This is a genomic window from Cronobacter universalis NCTC 9529, from assembly GCF_001277175.1.
Lineage (GTDB): Bacteria > Pseudomonadota > Gammaproteobacteria > Enterobacterales > Enterobacteriaceae > Cronobacter > Cronobacter universalis.
Map to the genome: position 1 here is coordinate 3078080 of NZ_CP012257.1, position 14796 is coordinate 3092875.

Consider the following 14796-nt stretch of genomic DNA (forward strand, 5'->3'; position numbering starts at 1 on the left):
CATTGTGTCAGGATGAAGTCCAGATGTATAGACGTCTGTACGGCTTTATAACCAGATTGAATGAGGATATCAGCAATGTCGCAATACCGAACCTTTACGGCCAGCGATGCGGTGGCTTATGCGCAACAATTTGGCGGACTCAGCGCGCCGGAAGAACTGGTGAGCGCGCAGGAGGTCGGCGACGGCAATCTCAATCTGGTCTTTAAAATCTTCGATAAACAGGGTATTAGCCGCGTTATCGTCAAACAGGCGCTGCCCTATGTGCGCTGCGTGGGGGAATCCTGGCCGCTGACGCTCGATCGCGCGCGTCTCGAAGCCCAGACGCTGGTGGCGCACTATCAGCACTGCCCGGCGCACACGGTTAAAATTCATCATTACGATCCAACGCTTGCCGTTATGGTGATGGAAGATCTCTCCGATCACCGCATCTGGCGCGGCGAACTCATCAAAGGCGCGCACTACCCGCAGGCGGCCCGGCAGCTTGGCGAATATCTGGCGCAGACGCTGTTTCATACCAGCGATTTTTATCTGCACCCCCATGCGAAAAAAGCCGAAGTGGCGCGCTTTATCAACCCGGAGATGTGTGAGATCACCGAAGACCTGTTCTTTAACGATCCGTATCAGGTTCATGAGCGCAATAACTACCCGGCTGAACTTGAAGCCGCGGTCGCCACGCTGCGCGACGATGCCGCGCTGAAGTGCGCCGTGGCTGCGCTCAAGCACCGCTTTTTCTCCCATGCCGAAGCGCTGCTGCACGGCGATATTCACAGCGGCTCGATTTTTGTCGCCGACGGCAGCCTGAAGGCGATCGACGCCGAGTTCGGGTATTTCGGCCCGGTGGGCTTTGACGTTGGGACGGCCATCGGCAACCTGCTGCTGAACTACTGCGGCGCGCCGGGCCAGCTCGGCATCCGCGAAGCCGCCGACGCGCGCGAGCAGCGCCTTATCGATATCGCCACGCTGTGGCACACCTTCGCCGAGCGTTTCCAGACGCTGGCGCGTGAGAAAACCCGCGACGCGGCGCTGGCCCAGCCGGGTTACGCCAGCGAGTTTTTGAAGAAGGTGTGGGCGGACGCCGTTGGTTTTGCCGGTACGGAGCTTATCCGCCGAAGCGTCGGGCTGTCGCATGTGGCGGATATCGATACCATTCGGGATGAAGAGATGAAGCTGTCGTGCCTGCGCCACGCCATCGGGCTTGGCAAGGCCCTGATCCTTCTTGCCCCGCGTATCGAGAGCGCCGACGAGTTTATCGCCCGCGTGCGGCAGTACGGTTAACCGGCCCCGGTGGGTGCGCTACGCTTACCCACCCTACAGGGAAGAAGGCCAACGTCGGGTTTGTAGGGCGGGTAAGCAAAGCGCACCCGCCATCATTCTGTCCGCACCCGCCGTCGCTTTACCCCTGATACTCAATCACCGACAACCCGCCGTTATAATCCGTGCTGTAAATAATCCCCTGCGCATCCACAAACACATCGCATGACTGGATCACCGGCGGGCGTCCGGGCCGCGTGTCCATCATCTTCTCTGGCGCGGCGGGCACCAGCGCGCCGGTCTCCACAGGGCGGTACGGGTTCGAGATATCGTAAGCGCGCACGCCCGCGTTCTGCCAGGTCGCGAAAATCAGCGTCGAACTCACAAAACTGCCGGGGCGGTTCTCGTGCAGATTATGCGGCCCGAAGTGCGCCCCTTTCGCCACGTAGTCGGTTTCATCCGGTTGCGGGAAGGTAGAAATACTCACCGGGTTCGACGGCTCGCGGATATCAAACAGCCAGATATGTTTTTCGCCATCCTGCTGGTTATCCAGCACCGCTTCGTCAAGCACCACCAGCAGGGAGCGTTCCGGCAGCGGCAGCGCGGTATGCGTGCCGCCGCCAAACGGCGGGCTCCAGTTACGGTGCGCAATAAGTGTCGGCTGGCTGCGATCTTTCACATCCAGAATCGTCAGCCCGCCGTCGCGCCAGCTCCCGTAGGCGGTATCGCCCGCGATAATCGCATGGTGCAGCGCGTAGCGTTTGCCGTCGGGCCAGCCGGGCGTCTCTCCCGCCGCCTGATGCATCCCCGGCAGCCACCAGCGCCCCGCCACTTCCGGTTTGCGCGGGTCGGCAAGATCGATGGTGAGGAAAATGTAATCGGTAAAGCCGTCAATAAGCGCTGAGACATACGCCCAGCGCCAGCCCACATACCAGATACGGTGAATGCCGATGCCGTCGAGCGGCAGAAAGCCGATTTCGCGCGGTTTATCGGGTGTGGCGATATCAAACACGCGAAGCCCCGCGCTCCAGCCTTTGTCCCTGACATCGCGCACCGTCTCGCCGACCGAACGGGTGTAATAGACTTTTTCGTCGGCGAAACGCGCGTCGGCGAAGAGATCGCGGGCGTTGATCACCAGCAGCAGGTCATCGTGCGTCTGGAGATGCACGTTCCAGGTGCCGGGCGGCGCGGGCACATAGCCCGCCGCTTTCGGGTTTTTCGGGTCGCGCACGTCAACGATGGAAAAACCCTGCGACACCATATGGCCGATATACGCGAAGCCCCTGTGCACCATCACCTGCACGCCGTCCGGGCGGCCGCCCTGGTCGGAGTGGCCAATCAGCCGCATATTGCGGCTGTAGTCCGGGCGCGGTAATGCGGTCGCCATTATTTATGCTTCGCTTCAAGCGTCGCAAACCACGGCGCGATGAAATCTTCCGTCTGGCCCCAGCCCGGAATGATTTTACCGAGCGCCGCCACGTTCACCGGCCCGCTCTGGCTTGCCAGCAACGCCTGCGGGATGGCCGCGGCTTTAAAATCATAGGTGGCAGGCGTCGGCTCGCCGGCGATTTTATTGGCGATAAGCCGCACGTTGGTCGCGCCAATCAGCTTCGGATCGACCGCCACGCTCACTTTCCACGGGCTGCCCGCTTCGCGCATCAGCTGCAAATCCTGGTTGGAGATATCGATGCTGTAGAGCTTGATCTCGGTGCGCCCGTTCTCTTTCAGCGCCTTATAAGCGCCCTGGCTGAAAGCGTCCCAGGTGCCCCAGATGGCGTCAATCTGGCCTTTCGGGTATTTCGCCAGCACCGCGCCCACTTTGTTGGCGGTATCGCCCTGCACGTCCGAGGAGACCGCGCCTATCGATTCCAGCTCTTTAATGCCGGGGTTTTGCTTCAGGATCTCCTGGTACGCTGCCTGGCGACGCTCCATCGGCGGGAAGCCCGCCACCCACAGCTTAATGATGTTCGCCTTGCCGTTGAAATCTTTCACCAGCTGGCCTGCGGAGAGCTGCGTGAGCGACGCGTCATCCTGCTGGGTGACGGTGACGCCCGGGATCTCACCTTTCACGGCGGTATCAAACACCGAGACTTTAATGCCCGCGTCCACAATGCGCTTCACCAGTTCGGTGGAGTACGGATCGCGCCCCTGCGAGAGAATAATGCCGTCATATTTCTGGCTGATGGCCTGATTGACGAAATCCTGGAATTTCGCGTCGTCGCCGTTGCTTAAAAAGGTGCTGACCTTAAAGCCGAGCTTTTTGCCTTCCTGAATCGCGCCCGCCACAAACTGCGTGGTGTTGTCGTCCGACCCTAAGTTGCGGATAACGGCAATGCGCACCGGCCCGTAGTGACTGGCGATGGCGTCCGGCACCGGCGCGGGCGTGGCGGCGAAACCGGGGAGCGATGAGAGCAGGCCCAGCGCCAGTAAAGAGAGCGTCAGTTTTTTCATTCTGTTTATTTCCCTGTCTGTGATTAACGTCGCTGGATGTAAGTGATGGCAAGCGCCCCAGCGAGCACCAGCCCTTTGATAATGTCCATCGCGTAATACGGCACCGAGAGCATCACCAGGCCATTGGAGAGCACGCCCAGGATCACCGCGCCCACTAACGTGCCGAGCGCGTTCGGCTTGCCGGAGCCCGCCAGCGAAAAGCCAATCCACGCCGCCGCGACGGCGTCCATCAGATAACCGCTGCCCGCGTTCACCTGCGAGGAGCCAATGCGCGAAGCGAGCAGAATGCCGCCAAGGCCCGCCAGCAGCGAGGCGATGACATACGCCGCCACCTTATAGCGCGTGATGCGAATGCCGGAGAGGCGCGCCGCCTCCGGGTTGCCGCCGATGGCGTACATGCGCCGCCCGTGGGTGGTCAGCGACAGCCCAAGCTGCGCCACGACCGTTACCACCAGCATCACAATCACAATCACCGGCACCTGGCCGAGCAGGCTGAACGCGTCGGGGATCACGCCCTCCGCCATGTCGCCGCTCGGCAGAACCATGTTCTGGGTGATGGAACCGCCGTAGCTGTAGGTCATCGCGACGCCCTGAATCACAAACAGGCTGGCAAGCGTGGCGAGCATGTCGGGGATTTTCAGCACCACAATCAGAAACGCGTTAAACAGCCCGACCAGCGTGCAGAGCGCAAGCGTGATGACAATCGCCTCCGTTGTGCCGAAGCCGTACCAGACGAACAGCGAGATCACCAGCGCATTGGCCAGCGACGCCGTCGAGCCCACCGAGAGATCGAACCCGCCGATGGTCAGCGAGATGGAGACGCCGATGGCGATCACCGTCACGATGGCGATGGAGCGCAGAATGTTGACGATGTTGAACGGATCGAGAAAGTTGTCCGAGGCGATGCCGAACAGCGCGACCAGCGCCACGACCGTCAGCAACATCCCCCACTTATAGAAAAACTCAAACAGCTGGTGGCGCGCCGACGGCGTGCTCTTCAGGGTTGCGGCCTTGCTCACGCGGGGGTTCCTCCGGTGGAATAGAGTAATAAGGTTTCTTCGCTGGCGTCGCGGCCATCCAGCTCCGCCACGATGCGCCCGTCCCACAGCACGCAGATGCGGTCGCACAGGCCCACCAGTTCGGCGAACTCGCCGGAGGCGTAAATAATGCCCTTGCCCTGACGGGCGAGCCCGTCAATCAGGTTGAAGAGATCGGTTTTGGCTTTCACGTCCACGCCCTTCGTCGGCTCGTCGAAAATCAGCACGTCGCTATTGCCGCGCAGCCATTTGCCGATAGCCACTTTCTGCTGGTTGCCGCCGGAAAGCCTGCGAAGCCGCTGCTCCGGCCCACTCGCGCGAATACCGAGACGCGAAATCACCTCCTGCGCCCAGCGCCAGGCGTCGCGGCGACCAAACAGCCCCCAGCGGGTAAAGCTGCCGTCGGCGCTGGCGGCGAGATTCATCGCGATCGGCTCGTCGATAAAAATGCCCTCTTTGCGCCGCTCTTCCGGCACCAGCGCCAGCCCGCGCGCCACCGAATCGGCCGGATCGGTGGGCCGCCACGGACGCCCCGCAAGCTCGCCCTGGCGCAGCGTGCTTTTGCTCGCGCCAAAGAGCGCCTTGCACAGCTCCGTTTTGCCGGCACCGGCCAGCCCGGCGATGCCCAGGATCTCCCCTTTGCGCAGGCGCAGCGAAATATCCTGGAGCAGCGTGTCGTCATGCAGCCCGTCCACCGCCAGCAATACGGCATCGCCAGGCGTGGGGCGGCGCGGCGGGTAGAGCGTGTCGAGCGCATGTCCCAGCATTTTCTCGACGATCTGCGGGCCGGAGAGCGACGCCATCGGCCCGCTCTCAATCAGCCTGCCGTCGCGCAGCACCGTCAGGGTGTCGCAGATGGCTTTCAGCTCATGAATGCGGTGCGAGATAAACACCACGCCCATGCCCTGCGCCTGGAGGCGTCTGACCACCGCGAACAGGCGCTCGCTTTCGTGCTGATCGAGCGGCGCGGTCGGTTCATCGAGGATCAGGTAACGGCAGTGATGCGAAAGCGCGCGCGCCAGCAGCACATGCTGTTTTTCGGCAAGCGAGCAACTGTCGATACGACGATTAACGTCCATTTCTACATCAAGCTGCGCCAGCGCCGCACGGGCGCGGCGGCGGGTTTCCCCCCAGCGGTAGCGCAGCCCGCCTTCGCGCAGGCTGTCGAGCATAATGTTTTCCGCGACGCTCAGCCCCGGCACCAGCGCGGCGTCCACTTCCTGCTGCACCAGATGAATGCCGAGCGCTTTGGCGTCGCGCGGCGAGCGGATGTGTACGGGTTCGCCATCCAGCAGGATCTGGCCCTGATAGTGATCCCAGGCGCCGGAGAGCACCGCCATCAGCGTCGATTTTCCGGCGCCGTTCGCCCCGGTGAGCGCGTGTACGGACCCCGCGCGCAGGGTGAAATCCACCTGCGTCAGCGCCGGAAAGCCGCTAAAGGCCAGGAATATCGCGCGCATCTCAAGGCGCTGGTTCAGGGACATAGCGGGCCGTCTCCACATGAATGATTAATCAGTTAAGCCAATCATTCACGCGGATATATCCGCTTGCAATGAATGAATCAGCATAAGATAAAGCAAAAAATTATTAGCCGTCCAGATGTCTGGACGTAATATTAGAATTTTTCAGGTTGCCGCTGCGTTTCGCCGCCAACGTGAAAAAATTGCATGCGCGCGGGCGAGAATAATCAGACGTCCGGACGGCTTTCTGTGGCAGGATGGAAAAAAAGACAAGGACAACTCTCATGAGCGATACCGATATCCGCGTGGTTCCCGGCCCGGCAAACTATTACTCCCACCCAGGCGCGCTGGCGCGCCTGGGCGATTTTTACACCCCGGCGCAACTCGCGCGCGCGGTCTGGGTCTATGGCGAGCGGGCGATGGCCGCCGCGCGCCCTTTTCTCACAGACGCCATTGACGCGCCCGGCGCCACGCGGATTTTGTTTCGCGGGCACTGCAGCGAAAGCGATGTGAACGCGCTTGCGGCCCAGGCGGGCGATGACCGCGCGGTCGTGATTGGCGTGGGCGGCGGCGCGCTGCTGGATACCGCCAAAGCGCTGGCGCGACGCCTTGGCCTGCCGGTGGTCGCCATTCCGACCATCGCCGCCACCTGCGCCGCCTGGACGCCCCTCTCCGTCTGGTATAACGACGCCGGTCAGGCGCTACATTTTGAGATTTTCGACGACGCCAACCATCTGGTGCTGGTGGAGCCGGAGATTATCCTGCGCGCGCCGGCGGAATACCTGCTCGCGGGCATCGGCGACACGCTCGCCAAATGGTATGAAGCCGTGGTGCTGGCGCCTGCGCCCGCCACCCTGCCGCTCACTGTGCGGCTCGGCCTTAACGCGGCGCTCGCCATTCGTGACGTGCTGCTGGAGCAGAGCGAGGAGGCGCTCGCCAGTCAGCATCGCGGCGCGCTGACGCAGGATTTCCGCGATGTGGTGGACGCCATCATCGCGGGCGGCGGCATGGTCGGCGGGCTTGGCGAGCGCTATACGCGCGTGGCGGCGGCCCATGCGGTACACAACGGCCTGACCGTACTGCCGCAGACGGAAAAATATCTGCACGGCACCAAAGTGGCGTATGGCATTCTGGTGCAGAGCGCCCTGCTCGGTCAGGACGAGGTGCTGGCGCAGCTTATTGACGCCTGGCGGCGCTTCAGGCTGCCCACCACGCTTGCAGAGCTGGATGTCGATATTCATAACGCGGCGGAGCTGGACCGCGTTATCGCCCACACGCTGCGCCCGGTGGAATCGATCCACGCCCTGCCGGTGGCGCTATCGCCCGCAGCCCTGCGCGCGGCCTTTGAAAAAGTGGAGCACTTCGCCCGCTAACTAAATCGCACAGGGTGCGATGCCACTTTTTGCGAAATCCCTGTAGGCTTAAACCTCTCTCACGCGGCGATAACCCTTCTTTCACGCCGCGTTTTTATACGTTCGGGATGGTTTATGGCTTCTGTACACTCTGACGGCGGCGCGTCGCTGCTGGCGCACCGTTCGTTTGTCGCCTTCTGGCTGGCGCGAACCTGCTCCGGCTTTGGTTTCCAAATGTTATCTATCGTGGTGGGCTGGCAGATTTACGCCCTCACCCACAGCGCCTTTTATCTCGGCCTGATAGGCCTGGTGCAGTTTCTTCCGTCCGTGACGCTGGCGCTCTGGGCGGGGCACATTGCCGATCAGCGCGATCGCCGCCGGGTGGTGCTTATCGGCCAGCTGGTGGAGTGGCTCGCCATCGCCGCGCTGGCCGCCGCCACCGTGGCGCATCTCGCAGACGTGAAGATTATCCTCGGGCTGATTTTTATTATTTCCGTCGCCAAAGTGATGGAAGCGCCGTCGTTGCAGTCGATGCTGCCGGCGCTGGTGCCGCCCGCCCTGCTGGCGCGCGCCACGGCGGCGAGCGCGGTATCCAGCCAGGCGGCGATGATTATGGGCCCGGCGCTGGGCGGGCTGCTGTATGTCTTCGGCGCGCAGGTGGTGTATGCGCTGACCGCCGTGCTGTATCTCATTTCTGTCGCGATGGTGAGCCGCCTGCGCTATGAACAGGCTCCGCCTGCGCGCCAGCCTGCGAGTCTCGCCACGCTCTTTGCGGGCGTGAAGTTTATCCGCGAGCGCCCGGACGTGCTGGGCGTGATTTCGCTCGATCTCTTTGCGGTGCTGCTGGGCGGCGCTACCGCGCTGCTGCCGATTTACGCCCACGATATTCTGCACACCGGCCCGTGGGGGCTGGGGCTGCTGCGCGCCGCGCCTGCCGTCGGCGCGCTGCTGGTGGGCTTCTGGCTAAGCCGCCGGTCGCTTGAGAAGCATGTCGGGATGATCATGTTTTTGTCGGTGGCGGGCTTTGGCGTGGCGACGCTGGTGTTTGCGCTCTCCAGCAACCTGTGGCTGTCGCTTATCGCGCTCTTCGCGACAGGCGGGTTTGATATGGTGAGCATGGTTATCCGCGGCGCGCTGGTGCAGCTCGATACCCCCAACGAAATGCTCGGGCGCGTGAACGCCGTTAACTCGATATTTATTAACACCTCGAACCAGCTTGGCGAATTTGAATCCGGCATGCTGGCGGCGCTGCTGGGCACCGTTCCCGCTGCGGCCATCGGCGGTATCGGCACGCTGGTGGTGGTCGGGCTCTGGATGCGCCTGTTCCCGTCGCTGCGTAAACGCCAGCGCCTCGAAGAGACAACCGCCTGATGCCACAACGCAACGCCTTCTCCGGAAGGCGTTTTTGCGAGACGTCACGAAGAACCTTTCCCTGCCGCTTTCCTCCTCTCCTTACCCGGTTTAACGTTCCCGCATAAGAAAATGCTTTTCAGATAAAAGCTTATATTCTTATATTTTACTTATAACCTGAAAACAGATAGAGTGAGGGAACGCCATGGAGATCAGATGGACGAAGCGGGCATACAAGCAACTCGGTGCCCTACCGGAAAGCGACAGGCTCACTATCTATAAGAAGGTTGCCGCGCTCGCCATTGAAGACGCCAGGCTGGACATCATAAAACTGGCGGGGCTGAAACCCCGTTACCGGCTGCGCGTGGGAAGTTATCGGGTTATTTACGAGCGTGTGGCGGGCGTTCCGGTCATCTGCCTTATTCTGGAAGTTAAACGCAGAACCACGACCACTTATCTTAATTAACGGGGGGTTAGATATGCTCAATGCACAAATTATTCATGATAAACAGGGCAAACCCGAGTATGCGGTCATCCCTTATGAACTCTATCTGTCTGTGCTGGCGCAGCTGGAAGATGATGAGGCGCTGGGGTCATTGCCTTATGAGCCGGACAGCGACGATGACGTAACGCTGCCGCATGAAGTGGTGGGGATTTCCGTCGAGCAGAACGTGAGTTTACAGGCAGCCTGGCGCATCTGGCGCGGTCTCTCTCAACAGGAAGTGGCGGAAAAACTCGGTATCAGCCAGTCTGCCGTTTCACAGCTGGAATCGCCGGACTCGCGTCCGCAAAAACGCACCCGCGAAAAACTGGCGGCGCTCTATGGCTGCCAGCCGGAACAGCTGGTGCAGTACCGCTGACAGGCGCTTAACAGCACTTCGCGCCGCCTTTTGCGCCGTAGCGGGCGTCCTGGCGTTCGCGGAAGAACTCTTCATAAGTCATCGGCGTCTGGTCAGGGTGGTTCACGCGCATGTGCTCGACGTAGTTGTCGTAGTCGGGCACGCCGATCATCATTTTCGCGGCCTGACCGAGATATTTGCCAGCTTTGGCGAGGGTATCGAACATTTATTCATCCTTATCCGTTGGCCCCTCTCCCGGCGGAAGAGGAAGCCGATGTGATTGATTGTGGCCTGGTGCTGGACGGCGGGTGCGCTTCGCTTACCCACCTTTCCGTCATTCACCAGACCTGACAACCTCAATCAATGCGCGCTTTTCGCCTGCGCCACTACCTGCTCCGCACTGGCGGGCATCGGCTCATACGGCGTCTCGTTGGCGGTCGGCTTATCCTGCTTCAGCGCCGCCAGCGCGGTTTTAACAGAGAACAGCGCCAGCACCACGACCACCACCATAAAGAAAATGGTCAGACCCGCGTCGAGACGGTTATTAAACACCAGCTGGCTCAGTTGCGCCTCGGTGTACTGCGGCGGAATAGTGCCGCTGTCCAGAATCGCCTGGAACTTATTGGCGATGGCGAGGAAGCCCACTTTATTATCCGGGCTAAACGCCTTCTGCCAGCCGGCTGTCAGCGTACAGACCAGCAGCCACGCGGTCGGCACCAGCGCCACCCACGCGTAACGCTGGCGCTTCATCTTAAACAACACCACCGCGCAGAGCATCAGCGCCATGCCCGCCAGCATCTGGTTGGCGATGCCAAACAGCGGCCAGAGGGTGTTAATACCGCCGAGCGGGTCCACGACGCCCTGATGCAGGAAATAACCCCACGCCAGCACGCACAGCGCCGTCGCGAGCAGGTTGGCGGGCAGTGAATCCGTGCGTTTGAGGCCGGGCGAAATCACGCCCAGCAGATCCTGCAGCATAAAGCGCGCGGCGCGGGTGCCCGCATCCACCGCCGTCAGGATAAACAGCGCCTCAAACAGAATGGCGAAGTGATACCAGAACGAGACATCCATCAGGCCGCCGAGCGCCCCGTGGAGAATATACGCCATGCCGACCGCAAGCGTCGGCGCGCCGCCCGCACGCGAGATAATCGTCTGCTCGCCGACTTCATTCGCAATCTGGTTAAGCGTATCCGGCGTTATCTGGAAGCCCCAGCCGCTGACCACCTGGGCGGCCGACGCGACCACATCCGCCGTGCCTGCGGGCGCCAGCACCGCCATCGGGCTGTTCATCGCAAAATAAACGCCGGGGTCAATAACGCAGGCCGACACCAGCGCCATGATGGCGACAAACGACTCCATCAGCATGCCGCCGTAGCCGATAAAGCAGGCCTGGTTTTCATTGGCGAGCATTTTCGGCGTGGTGCCGGAGGCGATAAGCGCATGGAACCCCGACACCGCGCCGCAGGCGATGGTGATAAACAGGAACGGGAAGAGGTTACCGGTCCAGACCGGGCCGGTGCCGTCGATAAATTTGGTCATCGCGGGCATCGTCAGCGTCGGGCGCATGATCAGAATGCCGATGGCGAGACCGACAATAGTGCCGATTTTCAGGAAGGTGGAGAGATAATCGCGCGGTGCCAGCAGCAGCCAGACCGGCAGAACCGCCGCGACAAAACCGTAGCCCACCAGCATCCAGGTTAACTGTACGCCGGTGAAATCAAACCACGGCGCCCAGGTCGGGCTTTCCGCCACCCAGCCGCCGGAAACTATTGCAAACACCAGCATCACCAGGCCGATGACTGAAACTTCGCCAATGCGCCCTGGCCGCAGATAACGAATATAGATGCCCATAAAGAGCGCGAGCGGAATGGTAAAGGCGACGGTATAAGTGCCCCACGGGCTGTGGGTCAGCGCTTTCACCACAATCATCGCCAGCACCGCCAGGATGATAATCATAATCATAAAACAGGCGACGAGCGCGATGACGCCCGCCGTGTTGCCCATCTCTTCTTTCACCAGTTCGCCGAGCGAGCGCCCGTCGCGGCGGGTGGAGACAAACAGCACCATGAAATCCTGCACCGCGCCTGCCAGCACGACGCCCGCAAGGATCCAGATCATGCCCGGCAGATACCCCATCTGCGCCGCCAGCACCGGCCCGACCAGCGGCCCGGCTCCGGCAATCGCCGCAAAATGGTGACCGAACAGCACTTTTTTATCGGTAGGCACGTAGTCGAGCCCGTCATTATGGCGCACCGCGGGCGTCATGCGCGTCGGGTCGACGGCCAGCACCTTTTTCGCGATGTACAGACCATAAAAGCGGTAAGCGATGAGATAGATACAGACGGCCGCGACCACGATCCAGAGCGCGTTGATCTGCTCGCCGCGGTTAAGGGCGATATAGCCCAGCGCAAATGCGCCCACGACGGAGAGCGCCGCCCAGATAAGGTATTTCCCTGAGTTCGTCATAATAATTATCCATTCAGTGAAACAGTGAGTGAAACAGAGGTGTTACATTTTGTTTCTATATCACCAAAATGAATTTAACAACTTAGCCACCCGAGAAACGCGGGATGGCGTCAGGGATTTACGTGAGTCTGCTAGCGAGATCACGGGATGATGGCGGGGCTGCGGGGTGTCGGTGGTTTAACGGGGTGAGCTTTGAAGGTTGTGTACATGGCGGGTGCGCTTCGCTTACCCGCCCTACATCCTTCAGGTGTCGGATTTTCCGTAGGGTGGGTAAGCGCAGCGCACCCACCATTGCAAAAAAGCGTCGCCCTATGGCGTTGAGGGGCGAATATGTACGCCCGGTGAACGGTTCCGTTCGCCAGCACGATGCCTTTCTTTGCGACCTATCCTCACGCGAACGTGTTAAGGGGGCTCGCCGCCGCCTCCTTAACAATACCGGCTCGCGGCCAAAGGGCAGCCGCAATAAAAACACCTCACATCATCGTTCGGCTTCAGGGGAGTTGTTTCCGTAGGGCGGGTAAGCGCAGCGCACCCGCCGTGTTAAAAACCCCTACCCCAGGATCGCCGTACTTAACCGGCTGGTGCAGCAGCGCCGCCCCTGTTCGTCATAAATCACGATCTCCCAGCACTGGCTTTGGCGCCCCAGATGCAACGGCTGACAGACGCCGCGCACCTGGCCCTGCGACACCGCGCGGTGGTGAGACGCGCTGATTTCGGTGCCCACCACGCACTGCCCGTCGCGGGTAGTCAGGTATCCAGCCATTGAGCCGAGCGTTTCGGCAAGCGCCGCGGAGGCGCCGCCGTGCAGGAGACCAAACGGCTGATGGGTGCGGCTATCGACCGGCATGGTCGCCTCCAGCAGATCGTCGCCCAGACGGGTATAAACAATCCCGAGATGTTCCACCAGCGTGCCGACGCTGGTCGCGTTCAGCGCCTCAAGCGTCATGTGTCGTTTCCAGATCATCTATGCTCCAAGCGTAGAGCCGCCGTCGATAACAATGTCCTGTAGCGTAATGTGGCTTGCGAGATCCGAAGCGAGAAACAGGATGGTGTTCGCCACGTCCTGCGGCTGCGCAATTTTGCCGAGCGGAATGCCGAGCTTGAACTGTTCCGCGAAACCGCGAATGCGCTGCTGTTCAGCATCGTCGCTTTTCCAGAGCGTGCGCTGCATATCGGTGTCGGTCGAGCCCGGCGACACCAGGTTTGCGCGCACGCCATAAGGTGCCAGCTCCAGCCCCACGGTCAGCGCCAGGCTTTTGAGCGCCGCTTTCGACGCGCCATACGCCGACATCCCGATGCGCGGCGTATGGGCGGCGTCGGAAGCAACCGTCACGATTGCCCCGCCCTTCTGCGCGCGAAACTGCGCCATCGTCTGCTGAAAGAAGTTAAACGCGCCGCCCACGTTTACCGCGAACGTCTGCTGCCAGTCGTCTGCGGTGAGTTCATCCGTCGCACCCATGCGCAAAATGCCCGCCGCGTTCACCAGCACGTCGAGACGGGCGTCATTGCCGGGCAACCGCTGGCAAACAGCCGCCACCGCCGCGGCGTCCGCCACATCAAGCGTTTCACACGCGAACGGATAATCGGCCAGTGGAAACGCGAGATCGAAACCGGTCACCTTCGCGCCCGCCGCGGCAAACGCCAGCGCGGTGGTATAGCCGATGCCCTTGCCCGCGCCCGTCACCCAGACGTTTTTCCCCCGGAAATCGAGCGTCATGCCTGCGGCTCCCGGCTCAGCAGCGCCCACCAGGCATCGATGGTCGGGTTTTTCGCGAGCATCACGAAGTCGATGTCGCCATGCGCTTTGCGCCAGCGCGCCGCCAGCGCCATCATGCGCACCGAGTCGAGACCGTAGTCGATCAGGTTTTCGTCATCTTCCGGCTCGTCGGACTCATCCAGCAGCGGCAGCACCAGCGCGCGCAGCGCCGCTTTGCTGCCCGGCGCGTCCGGCTCACTGGCAGGCAGCAGATCGGCGGTCATCACCACGCGCCCGGCGCGGCCCGCGACATAATTCAATGCCATCAGATGTTCATCACGGCTGAAATCCGCCAGCGCGTCGGCCACCATAAACGGTTGGATATCGCGCATAAACGCGTCGGTGGCGGTGATCATGCAGCCGATGTGGGCGTAAACGCCGCAAATAATCAGCTGATCGCGGCCCGTCTCTTTCAGCGCGTGCTCAAGCGGCGAACGGTGAAACGCGCTGTAGCGCCATTTCACCAGCACGGTGTCGTCGGCATCCGGCGCCAGCGCCGCGACCACCTTTTGTTTATCAGGATGGTTATTCAGCCCCGGCCCCCACATGTCGTTCAGCAGCGCGCGATCGGCGTCGCTCTGATTATTGGGCTGCGCGGTGTAATAAACCGGAATACCCTGCGCCTTACAGTACGCTCGCAGCGCGGCGATATTCGCCACCACCTGCTCGATCATCGGGCTGTTTTCGCCCCAGAAATTAAGGAAATACTCCTGCATGTCATGAATGAGCAGCGCCGCGCGCGACGGCTCCAGCGCCCAGCTCACTTTATTTTGCGGGAGATCCGCCGCCGTGGGCAGCGTATAGGCGTTCAGTTTTGGGATAGCCATTTTCTTT

General features: G+C 61.3%; 14 protein-coding genes. 5 read left to right on the top strand and 9 right to left on the bottom strand.

What is annotated here, in order from left to right; all coding sequences use genetic code 11:
- The first annotated feature begins 75 nt into the window (after window positions 1-75).
- Window positions 76-1275 (top strand): S-methyl-5-thioribose kinase, encoded by a 1200-nt coding sequence (gene mtnK / locus AFK65_RS14245; RefSeq protein ID WP_007700327.1) that lies wholly within the window; start codon window positions 76-78, stop codon window positions 1273-1275.
- A 118-nt stretch (window positions 1276-1393) separates the two neighbouring features.
- Here mtnK and AFK65_RS14250 read toward each other — a convergent pair whose 3' ends face one another.
- From AFK65_RS14250 to AFK65_RS14265, 4 genes are read right to left on the bottom strand one after another with little or no spacing between them, the layout of a single operon-like run.
- On the bottom strand, window positions 1394-2638 hold the full coding sequence (locus AFK65_RS14250) for an LVIVD repeat-containing protein (RefSeq protein ID WP_038856595.1): 1245 nt from the start codon (window positions 2636-2638) through the stop codon (window positions 1394-1396).
- Window positions 2638-3702, bottom strand: coding sequence for a sugar ABC transporter substrate-binding protein (locus AFK65_RS14255; RefSeq protein WP_007700554.1), 1065 nt, complete (start codon window positions 3700-3702; stop codon window positions 2638-2640). The genes AFK65_RS14250 and AFK65_RS14255 overlap by 1 nt, the downstream gene beginning before the upstream one ends.
- 23 nt (window positions 3703-3725) lie before the next feature.
- The gene (locus tag AFK65_RS14260; protein ID WP_038856593.1) at window positions 3726-4721 is read right to left on the bottom strand and encodes an ABC transporter permease; all 996 of its coding nucleotides are present in this window, start codon (window positions 4719-4721) and stop codon (window positions 3726-3728) included.
- On the bottom strand, window positions 4718-6223 hold the full coding sequence (locus tag AFK65_RS14265; protein ID WP_038856591.1) for a sugar ABC transporter ATP-binding protein: 1506 nt from the start codon (window positions 6221-6223) through the stop codon (window positions 4718-4720). The genes AFK65_RS14260 and AFK65_RS14265 overlap by 4 nt, the downstream gene beginning before the upstream one ends.
- Window positions 6224-6483: 260 nt before the next feature.
- On the opposite strand from AFK65_RS14265, the gene AFK65_RS14270 reads away from it, so the two are divergent.
- The 4 genes from AFK65_RS14270 to AFK65_RS14285 all read left to right on the top strand — a co-directional run bounded on the left by AFK65_RS14270 (window position 6484) and on the right by AFK65_RS14285 (window position 9761).
- Window positions 6484-7572, top strand: coding sequence for an oxidoreductase (locus AFK65_RS14270; RefSeq protein WP_038856588.1), 1089 nt, complete (start codon window positions 6484-6486; stop codon window positions 7570-7572).
- A gap of 114 nt (window positions 7573-7686) precedes the next feature.
- Entirely contained in the window at window positions 7687-8922 is a 1236-nt protein-coding gene (locus tag AFK65_RS14275) for an MFS transporter (RefSeq protein ID WP_038856586.1), read from the top strand.
- 184 nt (window positions 8923-9106) lie between these two features.
- Window positions 9107-9367 (top strand): type II toxin-antitoxin system RelE family toxin, encoded by a 261-nt coding sequence (locus tag AFK65_RS14280; protein WP_007700348.1) that lies wholly within the window; start codon window positions 9107-9109, stop codon window positions 9365-9367.
- A gap of 13 nt (window positions 9368-9380) precedes the next feature.
- On the top strand, window positions 9381-9761 hold the full coding sequence (locus AFK65_RS14285; protein WP_007700349.1) for a helix-turn-helix domain-containing protein: 381 nt from the start codon (window positions 9381-9383) through the stop codon (window positions 9759-9761).
- A gap of 7 nt (window positions 9762-9768) precedes the next feature.
- On the opposite strand, the gene AFK65_RS14290 is transcribed toward AFK65_RS14285, so the two are convergent.
- The 5 genes from AFK65_RS14290 to AFK65_RS14310 form a co-directional block, all read right to left on the bottom strand.
- On the bottom strand, window positions 9769-9966 hold the full coding sequence (locus AFK65_RS14290; protein WP_007700351.1) for a YbdD/YjiX family protein: 198 nt from the start codon (window positions 9964-9966) through the stop codon (window positions 9769-9771).
- A gap of 134 nt (window positions 9967-10100) precedes the next feature.
- Window positions 10101-12206 carry a pyruvate/proton symporter CstA gene (gene cstA / locus AFK65_RS14295; protein ID WP_038856582.1) on the bottom strand — a complete coding sequence of 702 codons (2106 nt, stop codon included), beginning with the start codon at window positions 12204-12206 and terminating at the stop codon, window positions 10101-10103.
- 550 nt (window positions 12207-12756) lie between these two features.
- Window positions 12757-13170, bottom strand: coding sequence for a proofreading thioesterase EntH (gene entH / locus AFK65_RS14300; RefSeq protein ID WP_038856579.1), 414 nt, complete (start codon window positions 13168-13170; stop codon window positions 12757-12759).
- Window positions 13171-13923: a 2,3-dihydro-2,3-dihydroxybenzoate dehydrogenase EntA gene (entA, locus tag AFK65_RS14305; RefSeq protein ID WP_038856577.1), complete on the bottom strand. Its 753-nt coding sequence runs from the start codon at window positions 13921-13923 to the stop codon at window positions 13171-13173.
- Window positions 13920-14789 (bottom strand): isochorismatase, encoded by an 870-nt coding sequence (locus tag AFK65_RS14310; protein ID WP_038856574.1) that lies wholly within the window; start codon window positions 14787-14789, stop codon window positions 13920-13922. The genes entA and AFK65_RS14310 overlap by 4 nt, the downstream gene beginning before the upstream one ends.
- Window positions 14790-14796: the final 7 nt, after the last annotated feature.

Excerpts from the sequence above, each read along its gene's own strand:
- mtnK (WP_007700327.1), top strand. The coding sequence starts at position 76 with ATGTCGCAATACCGAACCTTTACGGCCAGCGATGCGGTGGCTTATGCG.
- AFK65_RS14250 (WP_038856595.1), bottom strand. The coding sequence starts at position 2,638 with ATGGCGACCGCATTACCGCGCCCGGACTACAGCCGCAATATGCGGCTG.
- AFK65_RS14255 (WP_007700554.1), bottom strand. The coding sequence starts at position 3,702 with ATGAAAAAACTGACGCTCTCTTTACTGGCGCTGGGCCTGCTCTCATCG.
- AFK65_RS14265 (WP_038856591.1), bottom strand. The coding sequence starts at position 6,223 with ATGTCCCTGAACCAGCGCCTTGAGATGCGCGCGATATTCCTGGCCTTT.
- AFK65_RS14270 (WP_038856588.1), top strand. The coding sequence starts at position 6,484 with ATGAGCGATACCGATATCCGCGTGGTTCCCGGCCCGGCAAACTATTAC.
- AFK65_RS14275 (WP_038856586.1), top strand. The coding sequence starts at position 7,687 with ATGGCTTCTGTACACTCTGACGGCGGCGCGTCGCTGCTGGCGCACCGT.
- AFK65_RS14280 (WP_007700348.1), top strand. The coding sequence starts at position 9,107 with ATGGAGATCAGATGGACGAAGCGGGCATACAAGCAACTCGGTGCCCTA.
- AFK65_RS14285 (WP_007700349.1), top strand. The coding sequence starts at position 9,381 with ATGCTCAATGCACAAATTATTCATGATAAACAGGGCAAACCCGAGTAT.
- AFK65_RS14290 (WP_007700351.1), bottom strand. The coding sequence starts at position 9,966 with ATGTTCGATACCCTCGCCAAAGCTGGCAAATATCTCGGTCAGGCCGCG.
- cstA (WP_038856582.1), bottom strand. The coding sequence starts at position 12,206 with ATGACGAACTCAGGGAAATACCTTATCTGGGCGGCGCTCTCCGTCGTG.
- entH (WP_038856579.1), bottom strand. The coding sequence starts at position 13,170 with ATGATCTGGAAACGACACATGACGCTTGAGGCGCTGAACGCGACCAGC.
- entA (WP_038856577.1), bottom strand. The coding sequence starts at position 13,923 with ATGACGCTCGATTTCCGGGGGAAAAACGTCTGGGTGACGGGCGCGGGC.
- AFK65_RS14310 (WP_038856574.1), bottom strand. The coding sequence starts at position 14,789 with ATGGCTATCCCAAAACTGAACGCCTATACGCTGCCCACGGCGGCGGAT.